16 protein-coding genes and 2 riboswitches are annotated in these 13,901 nt (G+C 69.5%); of the genes, 13 read left to right on the forward strand and 3 right to left on the reverse strand.

What is annotated here, in order from left to right; genetic code table 11:
* Positions 1-48: 48 nt before the first annotated feature.
* Positions 49-330 carry a GNAT family N-acetyltransferase gene (locus ACRSBM_RS06245; protein ID WP_434452988.1) on the reverse strand — a complete coding sequence of 94 codons (282 nt, stop codon included), beginning with the start codon at positions 328-330 and terminating at the stop codon, positions 49-51.
* 12 nt (positions 331-342) lie between these two features.
* Positions 343-483, reverse strand: a complete 141-nt coding sequence (locus tag ACRSBM_RS06250; protein WP_434440571.1) for a hypothetical protein — start codon at positions 481-483, stop codon at positions 343-345.
* 107 nt (positions 484-590) lie between these two features.
* On the opposite strand from ACRSBM_RS06250, the gene ACRSBM_RS06255 reads away from it, so the two are divergent.
* The 8 genes from ACRSBM_RS06255 (at position 591) to glyA (ending at position 7,608) form a co-directional block, all read left to right on the forward strand.
* Complete coding sequence (locus ACRSBM_RS06255) at positions 591-1,727, forward strand: acyl-CoA dehydrogenase family protein (RefSeq protein ID WP_434440572.1); 1,137 nt, start codon at positions 591-593, stop codon at positions 1,725-1,727.
* Entirely contained in the window at positions 1,724-2,863 is a 1,140-nt protein-coding gene (locus ACRSBM_RS06260) for a CaiB/BaiF CoA transferase family protein (RefSeq protein ID WP_434440574.1), read from the forward strand. Before ACRSBM_RS06255 ends, ACRSBM_RS06260 begins: the two co-directional genes overlap by 4 nt.
* A gap of 337 nt (positions 2,864-3,200) precedes the next feature.
* Complete coding sequence (locus ACRSBM_RS06265) at positions 3,201-3,380, forward strand: hypothetical protein (RefSeq protein ID WP_434440576.1); 180 nt, start codon at positions 3,201-3,203, stop codon at positions 3,378-3,380.
* Positions 3,381-3,544: 164 nt separating this feature from the next.
* The gene (locus ACRSBM_RS06270) at positions 3,545-4,039 is read left to right on the forward strand and encodes a helix-turn-helix transcriptional regulator (protein WP_434440577.1); all 495 of its coding nucleotides are present in this window, start codon (positions 3,545-3,547) and stop codon (positions 4,037-4,039) included.
* Between the two features lie 173 nt (positions 4,040-4,212).
* A complete protein-coding gene (locus ACRSBM_RS06275) occupies positions 4,213-4,593 on the forward strand; it encodes a hypothetical protein (RefSeq protein ID WP_434440578.1) in 381 nt (126 codons plus the stop codon).
* A gap of 14 nt (positions 4,594-4,607) precedes the next feature.
* On the forward strand, positions 4,608-4,910 hold the full coding sequence (locus ACRSBM_RS06280) for a DUF3817 domain-containing protein (RefSeq protein ID WP_382434604.1): 303 nt from the start codon (positions 4,608-4,610) through the stop codon (positions 4,908-4,910).
* Between the two features lie 45 nt (positions 4,911-4,955).
* Positions 4,956-5,046: riboswitch (glycine riboswitch) on the forward strand.
* A gap of 1 nt (position 5,047) precedes the next feature.
* Positions 5,048-5,135: riboswitch (glycine riboswitch) on the forward strand.
* A 99-nt stretch (positions 5,136-5,234) separates the two neighbouring features.
* Positions 5,235-6,329 carry a glycine cleavage system aminomethyltransferase GcvT gene (gcvT, locus tag ACRSBM_RS06285; protein WP_434440580.1) on the forward strand — a complete coding sequence of 365 codons (1,095 nt, stop codon included), beginning with the start codon at positions 5,235-5,237 and terminating at the stop codon, positions 6,327-6,329.
* A 13-nt stretch (positions 6,330-6,342) separates the two neighbouring features.
* A complete protein-coding gene (glyA, locus tag ACRSBM_RS06290) occupies positions 6,343-7,608 on the forward strand; it encodes a serine hydroxymethyltransferase (protein ID WP_434440581.1) in 1,266 nt (421 codons plus the stop codon).
* A 317-nt stretch (positions 7,609-7,925) separates the two neighbouring features.
* Here the strand turns inward: glyA and ACRSBM_RS06295 are convergent, their stop codons facing one another.
* Entirely contained in the window at positions 7,926-8,603 is a 678-nt protein-coding gene (locus tag ACRSBM_RS06295) for a COG4315 family predicted lipoprotein (protein WP_434440583.1), read from the reverse strand.
* A 154-nt stretch (positions 8,604-8,757) separates the two neighbouring features.
* Here ACRSBM_RS06295 and ACRSBM_RS06300 point away from each other — a divergent pair, with 154 nt between their 5' ends.
* From ACRSBM_RS06300 to ACRSBM_RS06320, 5 genes are all read left to right on the forward strand, one after another.
* On the forward strand, positions 8,758-9,984 hold the full coding sequence (locus tag ACRSBM_RS06300; RefSeq protein ID WP_434452990.1) for a class I SAM-dependent methyltransferase: 1,227 nt from the start codon (positions 8,758-8,760) through the stop codon (positions 9,982-9,984).
* Positions 9,981-10,751, forward strand: coding sequence for a DUF1295 domain-containing protein (locus ACRSBM_RS06305; protein ID WP_434440585.1), 771 nt, complete (start codon positions 9,981-9,983; stop codon positions 10,749-10,751). The genes ACRSBM_RS06300 and ACRSBM_RS06305 overlap by 4 nt, the downstream gene beginning before the upstream one ends.
* A 387-nt stretch (positions 10,752-11,138) precedes the next feature.
* On the forward strand, positions 11,139-13,190 hold the full coding sequence (locus ACRSBM_RS06310; protein ID WP_434440586.1) for a prolyl oligopeptidase family serine peptidase: 2,052 nt from the start codon (positions 11,139-11,141) through the stop codon (positions 13,188-13,190).
* 153 nt (positions 13,191-13,343) lie between these two features.
* On the forward strand, positions 13,344-13,589 hold the full coding sequence (locus ACRSBM_RS06315; RefSeq protein ID WP_434440587.1) for a hypothetical protein: 246 nt from the start codon (positions 13,344-13,346) through the stop codon (positions 13,587-13,589).
* Positions 13,586-13,849, forward strand: a complete 264-nt coding sequence (locus ACRSBM_RS06320) for a hypothetical protein (protein WP_434440588.1) — start codon at positions 13,586-13,588, stop codon at positions 13,847-13,849. The genes ACRSBM_RS06315 and ACRSBM_RS06320 overlap by 4 nt, the downstream gene beginning before the upstream one ends.
* The last annotated feature ends 52 nt before the right edge of the window (positions 13,850-13,901 follow it).

Raw genomic sequence — 13,901 nt, forward strand, 5'->3', positions numbered from 1 at the left:
CGCTAAGCCCGCTCGTTGGAGCTGGCCATGACCGTGAGGGGTGACCGATTAGCTCATGACGAACTCCATGTGCTCGGGCTCCTCCGTCTCGACGAACCCCAGTCGCCGATAGAGCTTGCGTGCGGGCAGGTTGTCCTCCCAGACGCGGAGCCGGACGACCCGCCAGCCTTCCTCGGCCGCCCACGCCAGCACGGCCTTGACCAGGGCTTCTCCCACGCCGCGGCCGCGCTGGGAGCTCCGCACCCACATCGAGTAGAGATGGAGCCCGCTGGGTTTCGAGGTGGCCGCGACCAGGCCGACCGGTTCGGGATCGAGCGCGACGAGCTTCAGCCCGCCGTCAACCTACTCGCGCCACTCGTCGTCGCCATACGCCTGCTCGCGTGCCAGCGTCGACCCGAACTCCGAGGGGTCACTGGCCAGCGCCTCCAGACGGATGTCCCGCCACACCCGCCACTCGTCCGGCGTCACCCGATGGATCTGCATACCGGCCAGTCTGGAGGAGTGGGGTGGGAATTTCGCTCAGTTTTTCGGGCGACGGCCTGGCGCGCCGGTCATGGCGTGGACCACCGTCCGGTGGTTTCGTGGACCGCATGGCAGAGCGTCGATCGCGGTGGATGGACAGCGACCTGGACCAGTTGCGCCAGCTCGCACGCACTTTCTTCGAGAAGGAGGTCACGCCGAACGTCGAGCGCTTCGCCGAGCAGAAGCAGGTCGACCGCGAACTGTGGCGCAAGGCCGGTGAGCTCGGACTGCTGTGCCTGAGCATCCCCGAGGAGTACGGCGGCGGTGGCGGCACGTTCGCCCACGAGGCCGTGTTGCTCGAAGAACAGGCACGCGCCGGCGACAGCTCGTGGGGCAACAGCGTCCACAGCGGCATCGTCGCCCACTACCTCAACTCCTACGGCACCGAGGAGCAGAAGCAGCGGTGGCTGCCCAAGCTCGCGTCCGGTGAGTACGTCGGCGCGATCGCCATGACGGAACCCGGTGCCGGCTCGGACCTGCAGGGCATCCGCACGAAGGCGGTCAGGGACGGCGACGAGTACGTCATCACCGGCTCGAAGACGTTCATCACGAACGGCGTCCACGCCGACCTGGTGATCGTCGTGGCCAAGACCGACCCAGGGCAGGGCGCCCAGGGCATCTCGCTGCTCGTCGTGGAGAACGACATCCGGCGCGGCCGCGTGCTCGACAAGGTCGGCATGAAGGGCCAGGACACCGCCGAGCTGTTCTTCGACGACGTGCGGGTGCCGGCCGCGAACCTGCTGGGAGGGCAGGAGGGGCTCGGGTTCGTCCAGCTCATGCAGCAGCTGCCGCAGGAGCGGCTGATCATTGGCGTCTGCTGCGTCGCGGGCATCGAGGCGGCCGTCGACCTGACGCTGAAGTACGTGAAGGAGCGCACGGCGTTCGGCAAGGAGCTGATCAAGTTCCAGAACACCCGCTTCAAGCTCGCCGAGTGCGCCACCGAGGCGTCCGTGACCAGGGCGTTCATCGACGAGTGCATCGAGAAGCACCTGCGCGGCGAACTGGACGTGCCGACCGCCGCGATGGCGAAGTGGTGGGCCAGCGACCGGTTGAGCAACGTCGTCGACGAGTGCGTGCAGCTGTTCGGCGGCTACGGCTACATGAACGAGTACCCGATCGCACGTGCCTGGTCCGACGCCCGCGTGCAGCGGATCTACGGCGGCACGAACGAGATCATGAAGGAAATCATCGCGAGGTCCCTGTGACCACATCTCACCGGACGGGGCCGCTGGCCGGACTTCGCGTCGTCGAGCTAGCGGGCCTCGCACCCGCGCCGTTCGGCTGCATGGTGCTCGCAGACCTCGGCGCGGACGTGATCCAGGTGCACAAGCCGGGGAGCCGCTCGACGGTCCCCGGCGACTTCCTCGGCCGCAACCGGCGCTCGATCGCGATCGACACCCGCAGGCCGGAGGGCGCCGAGCTGGTGCTCCGTCTCGTCGAGCAGTCGGACGTGCTGGTCGAGGGCTTCCGGCCGGGCGTCACCGAGCGGCTGGGCATCGGCCCGGCGCAGTGCCTGGCCCGCAACCCGCGCCTTGTATATGGACGCATGACCGGCTGGGGCCAGGACGGGCCGCTGGCTCAGCGGGCCGGTCACGACATCAACTACATCGCCATCGCGGGCGCGCTGGAGCCGCTCGGACGGGCCGGCGGGCCGCCGTCGTTCCCGATCAACCTCCTCGGCGACTTCGGCGGGGGAGGGTTGCTGCTGGCCCTGGGCGTGCTCGCCGCGCTGTACGAACGGGAGCGCTCCGGACGTGGCCAGGTCGTCGACGCGGCGATGGTCGACGGAACGGCGCTGCTGACGACGTTCCTGCACGGGATGCGGTCCGCGGGCATGTGGCCGGGCGGGCGCGGCGAGAACATGCTCGACGGCGGCGTGCCGTTCTACGACGTCTACGAGGCCGCGGACGGCCGGTACGTGGCCGTGGGCGCGCTGGAGGAGAAGTTCTACGCCGACCTGGTGCGCGTGCTGGGGCTGGAGGACGCACCCTCGCGCAACGACCCGGCGAACTGGCCTGAGCTGCGCGAACGCATCGCGGCGGCGGTGAAGACCAGGCCGCGGGACGAGTGGGCGGACCTCGCGCGCGACACGGACGCGTGCCTGGCGCCGGTGCTGACCCCTGCCGAGGCGACGCGGCATCCGTACAACGCGGCGCGCTCCACTTTCGTGGACGTCTCCGGCTCGCTGCATCCCGCGCCGGCACCCCGCTTCGACCGCACGCCGACGGCCGTTCCGACGCCCCCGGTATCCACCGGCGTGAACACCGGAGAAGTGCTTGCGGACATGGGTGTATCGGACGAAGAGATTATGGAACTGCGGCGGGCAGGAGTAATTGGATGAATGCTCGGGCGCGCATTAATTGCGCCACGACGGCGTGACGGAGCGTGATGCCGACGCTTCGGCATCCGGGTGAGGCCCGGTGCAACAGTGTCTGGTCCAAGCTGTGGGATGCGAGGGAGTCCGTGTTCACCTCGTGCCCAGGACATCGGCGCTGTTGACGCCCCTCTTTAGCCGCCATTCGGGTGACATTGCCCGCCGTGCAGGCGTGCGTCGCTGGTGGATCCTGGGACGAGTTGGGCGTGGTCGTTGTTCATCGCAAGGGTGAATGAGGGACCATGACGGGTGACACGGGCGGTCCGCCGCCTGACCGGTGAGCGACATGGACGGAGAGGTACCTGTGAACCTCAAGAAGGTGCTAGTGCTGGCGGGCGTCGCGCTGGTGCTGTTCCTCCTGATCACCCAGCCCGAGGAGTCCGCTTCGGCGGTCCAGCAGGTCCTCGGCTGGCTGCGTCAGGGCGCTGAGTCGATCATCACCTTCGTCAGGAGCCTCTTCGGTACGGCAGCCCCTGTCGCCTAGTGACGCACCGTGATCCTCGGCCGTTCGCGTTGAGCCGGACGGGTGGAATGAGGCCAATCACGCACTGGTAACGGGTGTTCTGGTGATTCAGGGTCTGGCGATTGTCAGACCTACCGAATACCTTCCGCTGCAATGGCCGATCCCCGACCGACGAGGAGGCATGGATGGTCGAGGACTCCGGGGTCCACGAGCTCTTGAAGCAGTGGGCGGCTGAACGGTCTGATGACGCAGAGATGCAGGAGGTGAACCGGATCAAGAACGCGTGGCTCGCTGAGGCTCCCCCCTCGGCGCCCGGCATCCCCGTGCAGCGGGGTGCCACCAAGGGCGGGTCGCGTGGCTTGGTCAAGGTCGACTCGGCGGATCCGGCCTACGTGGCCGCGATGCGCAAGCGGGCGCCGGAGGCACCCGAGGCGTTGCTCGCCGCCGCGGCGAGCTACTGGCAGCTGGTGGGCGACGTCGCCGAGGCCGAGCAGTGGTGGGACGCGGGCATCAGCCCGTTGGACCAGCGCGCGCTCGACTACCGCGCGGCGGGCCTGACGCCTGCCGACCTCGGGAGGCGCCTGGGACCGATGACGGTTCTCCAGCACCTTCGCCGTGGCTCCGCCGCGGCCTGGTGCGTCGCACGTCTGCAGAGGCAGCGCCGGGACGGCGTGGCGTAGAACGGCGTAACGAACGGGCGAGGTGTGCTCGCGGGGAGCGCTCGCCGAAGTTCGTTCCGCGTGTTTTGTGGGGGCCGAGCCCCCACACCCCAGCCGGGGGCAAGCCCCCGGACCCCCAACCGGGTCGGCCTCCTGCGCGGAGGCCTCACCCTGTGGCAAGTAGTGTGGAGGTCGTGCGCGGCCTCCTTACTCCCCAGCGTGTGCTGATCGCGTTCGCCTGTCTGGCGGCGTTGATCGTCTGTTGCGGGCTCGCGTACTGGCAGTGGCAGCGCTTCGAGTCCGCCAGCGGCACGTTCCAGAACCTCGGCTACGTGCTCCAGTGGCCGCTCTTCGGCCTCTTCCCCCTCTTCATGGTGTGGCGTTTCCGCCGGCTGACCCGCCAGCGCCGTGACGAGGCTCTCGCACCGGAGCCGGTTGCGCCCGCCCCTGCGCCGGTAGCTACCGTGGACGCCGTCAAACCCGCGCCTGTCGAGCACTTCGACGATGACGAAGACGCGGAGCTCGCGGCCTACAACCGCATGCTCGCGGACCTCAACGCGCGGGACGGTCGTTGAGCGAAGGCGGGCAGATGAAGGGTGCGTTGACCCGGTTCAGGGTCATGGCTTACGTGGTCGGAGTCTTCCTGCTGCTCCTGGTCGTGGCCATGGTGCTCAAGTACGCCGCAGACATGGACGGGGCGATGAAGGTCGTGGGGCCGGTCCACGGCTTCCTCTACGCGATCTACCTGGTGATTTCCGTCGACCTGGCGCTGAAGCTGCGGTGGTCCATCAAGGGCACCGCGCTCGTGCTGCTCGCCGGCACCGTGCCGTTCCTGTCGTTCTGGGCGGAGCGCAAGGTGGTGGAGAAGACCGCGCAGGGCGTGCCGCTGTGACGTTTGGCCTGCTAGCGTCTGGGGCTACCAACTGAACACGGCCGTCGATGTCGCGCGGGAGAGCTCCCTTCGGTGGGAGCGCCGAAGGAGCAACTCCTCCCCGGAATCTCTCAGGTACAGGTACCGCGCGACGAAGGCAACTCTGAAAAGCAGGCTCATCAGCAGCCTCGCCCACGGTGCAAGCCACTTCGGTGGTGAAGCTCTCAGGCTCATGACAGAGGGGGAGGCTCGCTCTAGTGAGGAGTCTCCGATGGACCGTGTCATTCTTCTGTTGCCTCAGCCGGCCTGGTCCGGCTCTTCGGCGCACCCTGGAGGAGCGTTCTGATGTCCCGCCTCACGCCTCTGAACGCCGAGCACGAACAGCTCGGCGCGATGTTCACCGACTTCGCGGGCTGGCGGATGCCGCTGCGCTACTCGTCCGAACTCGCGGAGCACCACGCCGTGCGCACCACCGCGGGCCTGTTCGACCTCACGCACATGGGTGAGATCGTCCTGACCGGTCCGCAGGCGGGCGAAGCGCTCGACTACGCGCTGGTCGGCCACATCTCCGCGCTGGCCGTCGGCAAGGCGCGCTACACGATGATCACCCAGGCCGACGGCGGCGTGCTCGACGACCTGATCGTGTACCGCCTGGGCGACGAGGAGTACATGGTCGTCGCGAACGCCTCCAACGCCGCTGTGGTGGCGGACGCGCTGGTCGAGCGCGCCGCCGGGTTCGACACCGTCGTCACGGACGCCTCGACGGACTACGCGTTGATCGCGATCCAGGGTCCGAAGTCGGTCGAGATCCTCTCCGGTCTCACCGACACGGACCTGTCCACGGTCAAGTACTACGCCTCCTACCCGTCGAAGGTGGCCGGCGTCGACGCGCTCCTCGCGCGCACCGGATACACGGGTGAGGAGGGCTTCGAGCTCTTCGTCGCACCGGCCGACGCCTCCGCCGTCTGGGCCGCGCTGCTGGCCGCGGGTGAGGCGCACGAGCTCAAGCCGTGCGGCCTCGGCTGCCGCGACACGTTGCGCCTCGAAGCCGGAATGCCGCTGTACGGCAACGAGCTCACGACGTCGCTCACGCCGTTCAACGCGAACCTCGGCCGCGTCGTGAAGCTCGACAAGCCGGGCGACTTCGTGGGCCGTGAGGCGCTGGCGAAGGTGGCGGAGTCCGGTGTGGACTCGGTCCTGGTCGGGCTGAAGACCCCCGAGCGCCGCGCCCCGCGCCACGGTTACGCGGTCCTGAACGGCGACGAGGTCGTGGGCGAGGTGACGTCGGGCGCGCTGTCCCCGACCCTCGGCTACTCGGTCGCCATGGCCTACGTGTCCCGGGGCAGTGCCGAGCCGGGCACCCAACTGCTGGTGGACGTCCGCGGCAAGAAGCAGCCGGTCGAGGTCGTCGCACTTCCGTTCTACAAGCGCGCCAAGTAGGGAGATCTTCCAGATGTCCGACCAGTTCAACGCCTCCCTCGCGGAGTACGACCCCGAGGTCGCCGAGGCCGTCGCGGCCGAGCTGGCGCGCCAGCAGGGCACCCTCGAGATGATCGCCTCGGAGAACTTCACCCCGGTCTCCGTGCTGCAGGCCCAGGGCTCGGTGCTGACCAACAAGTACGCCGAGGGCTACCCCGGCCGCCGCTACTACGGCGGCTGCGAGCACGTGGACGTCGTCGAGCGCCTCGCCATCGAGCGCATCAAGTCGCTCTTCGGCGCGGGCTTCGCGAACGTCCAGCCGCACTCGGGCGCGCAGGCCAACGCGGCCGCGATGTTCGCCCTGCTCCAGCCCGGCGACACGATCCTGGGCCTGGACCTCGCGCACGGCGGCCACCTGACGCACGGCATGCGCATCAACTTCTCCGGCAAGCTCTACAACGTCGTGCCGTACCACGTCTCCGACGGCGACGGCCGCGTCGACATGGCCGAGGTCGAGCGCCTGGCCCAGGAGCACCGCCCGAAGCTGATCATCGCCGGCTGGTCCGCGTACCCGCGCCAGCTGGACTTCGCCGAGTTCCGCCGCATCGCGGACTCGATCGAGGCCTACCTGATGGTCGACATGGCGCACTTCGCCGGCCTCGTAGCGGCCGACCTGCACCCGTCGCCCGTGCCGCACGCGCACGTCACGACGACCACGACCCACAAGACCCTCGGCGGTCCGCGTGGTGGCGTGATCCTGTCCAACGACGCCGACATCGCCAAGAAGATCAACTCGGCGGTGTTCCCCGGCCAGCAGGGCGGTCCACTGGAGCACGTGATCGCCGCCAAGGCCGTGGCGTTCAAGCACGCCGCCTCACCGGAGTTCGCCGACCGCCAGCGCCGCACGCTGGAGGGCTCGCGGATCCTGGCCGAGCGCCTGTCGCAGGCGGACGTCGCCGCGGCCGGCGTGAAGGTGCTGACCGGGGGCACCGACGTGCACTTGGTACTGGTCGACCTCGTGAACTCCGAGCTCGACGGCAAGCAGGCCGAGGACGTGCTGCACCGGATCGGCATCACGGTCAACCGCAACGCCGTCCCGAACGACCCGCGCCCGCCGATGGTGACGTCGGGTCTGCGCATCGGCACGCCGGCGCTCGCCACCCGCGGGTTCGGCGAGGTGGACTTCACCGAGGTCGCCGACGTGATCGCGGAGGCGCTGAAGCCGGGCGCGGCGATCGACGAGCTGCGTGCGCGCGTCGAGGTGCTGGCGGCCAAGCACCCGCTGTACTCGACGCTCTGAGGATGCTCCGAGGTTCTCGTTCTTCTCGGCTCATTCCCCGAGCTTTCTGATCTTGTCGGACCCCCTGAGTAGCGTTTGGGCTCAGGGGGTCTTCCCTTCGGGGGACGCCTGCGTCAGCGTGCTGCGGCGGGTGCGTACCGGCGAGCGTTACCCGGCTAGCTGAACGACGAAGGGCGCCACCTGAGTGCGGTGGCGCCCTTCGCGTGATCCAGAGCGAAACGACGGGAACCCCGGCCCCTTCCCCAGGGCCGGGGTCACACGAGTGTCAGGGTGCCGAGTGTCTCAGTTGGACCGTCCTAACGGGATGATTGGGGGAATCAGGCAGCGGGGGCCGTGACGCCAGGGGGCAGGCATTCCACGTTGCGCTTGCCGTCGGGCTGGATGACGAACCAGGTGCCGCCGACACCCTGGCCCTTCCAAGCGCCCGGCTTCGGGTCCTGCGAGTAGGCGTACAGCGCCCAGCCGTCGATCGCGACCTGCTTCTTGCCGTCGGCGCGGGTGATCAGCGAGACCAGCTTGGAGTCGATGCCCTCGACCTGCGGAACCGTGTCCGACAGCAGGGGCGGCCACGTCACCGCGCACTGGTTGTTGCAGTTCGACTTGCCTTCCGGCTTCGGGGTGTCCTTGTCGAAGCGGTACATGGTGCGGCCGTCGCCGTCCTGGACCACGAGGCCCATCTTGTCGACCGGCTTGCCGACCAGCTTCAGGGAACTGACCGGAGCCGCCGCCGGCGGTTGCGCGGCGGGAGGCTGCGCGGCCGGAGTTTCCGGCGCCTGCTGCTGGACAGGGGTCTCGGGGGCCTGGGCGGGTTCCTGGAGTACCGGGGGCTGACCCACGTCGCCGTAGTCACCGAGGACGCCCAGGTCGGTTTCGGTTTGTGCCACCGGCTTGGAGTTCGTGCCACTGCCCGTGGCGCTCCAGACACCCAGACCCAGCACAACTGCCAGTCCCGCGGCGAGCCCGATGGCAATGCGGTTACGTCGGATCACACTCATGTCCTCCTTGTCCATCCGTTCGCTCTATCCAGGCCATACGGGCGGGGTTGCGTCTCGGTTCAGAAACGAACCGAACCTCGTCCTGTCTCGAACGTCTGGCAGAGCCGGGTCATGCAGGAGGTGCAGGGTGGTCATCGCTGGTCAGCTGGCGGGAATGGCCGAACGGGTGCTGGGTGCGCCGTTGCCGATCGGAATTCGGGCGTGGGACGGCAGCGTGGCCGGGCCGCAGGACGGCACGGTGCTCGTGATCCGCTCGCGTGACGCGTTGCGGCGCCTCGTCTGGAGTCCGAACGAACTGGGTCTCGCGCGCGCGTACGTGAGCGGCGAGCTCGACGTCGAGGGTGATCTCGCGACCGGTCTGTCGCAGATCTGGGGGCTCGTGCGGCGTGGTGTCACGAGGCGGCCCCGGATCTCGGAGGTCGCGAAACTCGCCCTGCGGCTGAAAGTGCTGGGCCACAACCCGGACGCGCCGAAGGAGGAAGCGCGGCTGCGTGGCGCGCTGCACACCAAGAGCCGCGACCGGGACGCCATTTCGCACCACTACGACCTGAGCAACGACTTCTACCGGCTCGTGCTCGACCCGAGCATGGCCTACTCGTGCGCGTACTTCACGTCCGCCGAGGAGTCGCTCCCGCAGGCGCAGCACAACAAGCTGGACCTCGTGTGCCGCAAGCTCGACCTGCAACCGGGCATGCGCCTGCTCGACGTCGGCTGCGGCTGGGGATCGATGATCATGCACGCCGCGAAGCACTACGGCGTGCACGCGACCGGCGTCACGATCTCCGCCGAGCAACGCGCGCACATCCTCGGCCGCATCGAGGCCGAGGGCCTGCAGGGCCGCGTCGAGGTGCGGTTGCAGGACTATCGCGAGGTGCGCGACGAACCGTTCGACGCCATCTCCACCATCGAGATGGGCGAGCACGTCGGCGAACGGAACTACCCCGAGTACGCCTCGACCCTGCACCGGCTGCTCAAGCCCGAGGGACGCCTGCTGCTCCAGCAGATGTCGCGCGGGCGCAACGCACCCGGCGGCGGCGCGTTCATCGAGTCGTACGTCGCACCGGACATGCACATGCGCCCGGTGAGCCAGACGACGGGCTTCCTCGAAGGCGCCGGCTTGGAGATCCGCGACGTGCACGCGTTGCGCGAGCACTACGTGTGGACCGTACGGGCATGGGCGCAGACACTCGAAGACCGGTGGGACGAGGTCGTCGCACTGGTCGGTGAGGGCCAGGCGAGGGTCTGGCGGCTGTACCTCGCGGGCGGCGCGCTGACGTTCGAGGAAGGGCGGATGGGCGTGGACCAGATCCTCGCGGTGCGCAGGAGCGAGAACGGGCGCAGCGGCATGCCGAGGGTGCGTCGCGAGCTGATCGCCCGATGAGCTTCCTGATCAGCTTTCTCGCGGTCTTCCTCCTGCTCAGCGGCCTGTTCCTGTACGCGGACTCGCGCCGGCGCTACGACCTGATCGACTCCGCGTGGGGCCCTGGCTTCGCCGTGATCGCCGTCATCACGTTGCTGTTCGCGGAGGGCGAACCAACTCGGGAGTGGCTGGTCACCGCGCTCACCGTCGTGTGGGGGCTACGCCTGGGCGCGCACATCCACGCACGGAACAGGGGCAGGGACGAGGACCCGCGATACCAGGACATTCTGAGGCGTGCCAAGGGAAATCCGCGCCTGAAGATGTACCGCATCTACCTCCTCCAGGCCGCGATGATGTGGATCGTGTCGCTCCCGATCCAGGCCGCACAGCACCTTTCGGCTCCGTTCGGAGTGCTAGATTGGGTGGGCACTGGCGTGTGGATGGTCGGCTTCGTCTTCGAGGCCGTGGGTGACTGGCAGCTCTCCCGGTTCCGTGCGGACCCGGCGAACAAGGGCGCCGTGATGGACCGCGGATTGTGGCGCTACACAAGGCATCCGAACTACTTCGGCGACTCTGTCGTGTGGTGGGGCCTGTTCCTGTTCGCGCTGCACTCGTGGCTCGGCGCGCTCACGATCGCCGGTCCGCTGGTCATGACATGGCTGCTCGCCAAGGGCAGCGGGAAACCGTTGCTGGAGAAGGACATCGTGTCTCGCCGTCCTGGTTATGCCGAGTACGTGCGGCGTACCAGCGGCTTCGTTCCGTTGCCTCCTAAGAGCAAGGTGGGCTAGGGACGTCGTCGGGGCTGTGGGCGCACGTGCGCTGCGGCCTGCTTCGGGCGCGATGTGTGGTGGGCGGCTTCATGGTGACGACTCGGGCGGCGCGTCCCCAACTCGTGGCGGGCGTGCTCGTGATGGGGCTGCTACCCGGTCGGCCCTCGTGGCGAAGTCTCAGGCGAGGCACGTCGCGGCGGCGCGTCCCCAGCCTGCGCCGAGTGCGCGCCGCGCCGGGCGCCCCACCGCGGGGCAGGTGAGCTGCCCGGCCGGGGACGAGTACCGCGACCCAGGCGGGTGCACGGCACAGGCGGCGCGTCCGCAACCCTTCACACGGCCTGGATCGCGACAGCCGCGCACCTCACAGCGCCCGTGCCGCAAGCGTGCGCGGGTTAGTGTGGGCGCGTGGGCAACGACATCTCCTTCCCGCGCCAACAGGCGCGCACCCAGCGGTTCACCGTCGGCGCACCGAGGACCTTCGCGGTGTCGGCGGACGGCGCACGTGTCTTCTTCCTGCGCCCGGCCACGGCCACGAGCCGTGCGAACGGGCTCTGGGAGCTGAACACGTCCACCGGCGTCGAACGGCTGCTCGCCGACCCGGCGACGCTGCTGTCCGACCCGGAGGACCTGCCGGCGGAGGAGAAGGCGCGCCGCGAGCGCACGCGTGAGTCCGGCGCGGGCATCGTCGGCTACGCCCTCTCGCGGGACGCCTCGGTGGCCTCGTTCGCGCTGTCCGGCCGGCTGTTCGTGGCCGACCTGACGAACGGTGCCGTCCGTGAGCTGCCCACGCAGGGTGGCGTCATCGACCCGCGCGTCGACCCGACGGGTGAGCGCGTGGCGTACGTCACGCGTGGCACGTTGCGGGTGGTTGAGCTGGCGTCGGGCGAGGACTACGCCGTCGCCGTGCCGGACGGTGAGGACGTGACGTTCGGGCTGGCCGAGTTCATCGCGGCCGAGGAGATGTCGCGCTACCGCGGCTACTGGTGGGAGCCGGGCGGCAAGCGCCTCATCGCCGCGCGCGTGAACAACGCCCCGGTGCAGCGCTGGTACATCGCCGACCCGGCGAACCCCGGCACGGCGGCCACCGAGATCGCCTACCCGGCGGCGGGCACGACCAACGCCACGGTGTCGCTGCACGTGGTGTCGCTGGACGGCACCTTCGTGCCGGTGGTGGTCGAGTTCGACTACCTCAACGACGTGCACTGGTCGTCCGGTGGCGCTCCGCTGATCACCACGCAGACCCGCGACCAGCGCACCCGCCGCATCTACGCGCTGGCTCCCGAGACCGGCGCCGTCACCGAGCTCGCGGTCGAGACCGACCCGACGTGGCTCGAGGTCACCGACGGTGCTCCGGCGTGGACTCCGGACGGCCGTCTCGTGCGGATCGTGGGGGAGGACGACGAGTACGCGCTGCGCGTCGGCGACGACGTCCTGACCTTCGGCTTGCAGGTGCGCCGGGTGCTCGACATCGCCGACGACTCGATCCTGGTCGCCGCGTCCGCCGGCGACCCGACGCAGGTGCACGTCTACTCGGTCGGTAGCAGCAACGTCGAGAAGCTGTCCACTGAGGACGGTATGCACTCCGCGATTCGGGGCGGCGGCACGGTTGTCCTCGTATCGGCCACTTTGGACAGGTTCGGGGCACGGGTGCGGGCCGGCGACCACGAGATCGAGTCGTGGGCGGACACCCCGGTGATCAAGGCGTCGCCGCGCATGCTGCTGCTGGGTGAGCGCGAGATTCGCGCGGCACTGCTGCTGCCGTCCGGTCACGTGCCGGGCACGAAGCTCCCCGTGCTGATGGACCCGTACGGCGGCCCGCACGCGCAGCGGGTCGTGTCGTCCCAGAACGCCTTCCTGGCCTCGCAGTGGCTCGCCGACCAGGGTTTCGCGGTCATCGTCGCCGACGGCCGGGGCACCCCGGGCCGCGGCCTCGCCTGGGAGCGCGCGATCGCGTTCGACTTCGCCGGCGCCACCCTGGAGGACCAGGTCGACGCCCTGCAGGCGGCCGCGGCGGTCGAACCCGACCTCGACCTCACGCGAGTGGCGATCCGCGGCTGGTCCTACGGCGGCTACCTGAGCGCACTGGCGGTCCTGCGCCGCCCGGACGTCTTCCACGCGGGCATCGCGGGCGCCCCGGTCACCGACTGGCGCCTCTACGACACCCACTACACCGAGCGCTACCTCGGCCACCCCGACGAGAAGCCCGAGGTCTACGACTCGAACTCCCTCATCGCCGACGCGGACAAGCTCTCCCGCCCGCTGATGATCATCCACGGCCTGGCCGACGACAACGTGGTGGCCGCGCACACCCTGCGCCTGTCCAGCGCGCTGCTCGCCGCCGGCCGCCCTCACACCGTGCTGCCGCTCTCGGGCGTCACGCACATGACCCCGCAGGAGCAGGTCGCCGAGAACCTGCTCCTGCTGCAGGTCGACTTCCTGAAGCAGTCGCTCGCCTGACGCGGCGGCACGGCCGGCCCTGCACGGGGCCGGCCACGGGGGTGGTATCGGCGAGTCCTGGTTGTCCCGCCGCGCGGATCATGCCGGAAAGCATGAACGCAAGGACCCCGCCGGCTTCCGCCGCCGCCGGCGCGCAGGCCGGACACCGGCGCCGTGTACTTCCTGCACTCCTCCGGGCGGGGCGGGCTGACCGGGATCTGGCAGGTTCACCGCTCGGGTGAGCCGCGGCTCGTCGTGCCGCTGCCCGCCGACACGTTCCCGAACGCACTGGTCGCCGACCGCGAGCGCGCCCGGGTCCTGGTCACCGGCGGGCGCATGTGGCAGGCCCCGCTGCGGGCGGCCGGGCTTCCGTGTGGGCGAGCAACTCCGACCGCGGCACCATCGTCCGCGTCCCGGTGACCAGGGGCGGCGGCGCCAGTGCCGCCGAGGTCCGGGTGACGGGGCTGGAGGGCGGCGACGACTTCGACTTCACCGGCCGGGGCACCGAGCTCCTCGCCGCGGTCGACCAGGCCAGCGAGCTCGTGCGGGCGGGTGCGGACGGCTCGCGAGAGACCCTGGACGCTGACGACGGCCTGCAGGGAACCACGGCCGTGGTCGTTCGAGGAAACCGGGCCTACGTGACCAACGGCGCCAACCTGACCGGACCGACTCGAACCTGATGCTGGCGGAACTGCGGAGGTAGCCTAAGTCCACTGTGGACACCGGAACACG

Source organism: Lentzea xerophila, from assembly GCF_051094245.1.
Taxonomy (GTDB): Bacteria; Actinomycetota; Actinomycetes; order Mycobacteriales; family Pseudonocardiaceae; genus Lentzea; species Lentzea xerophila.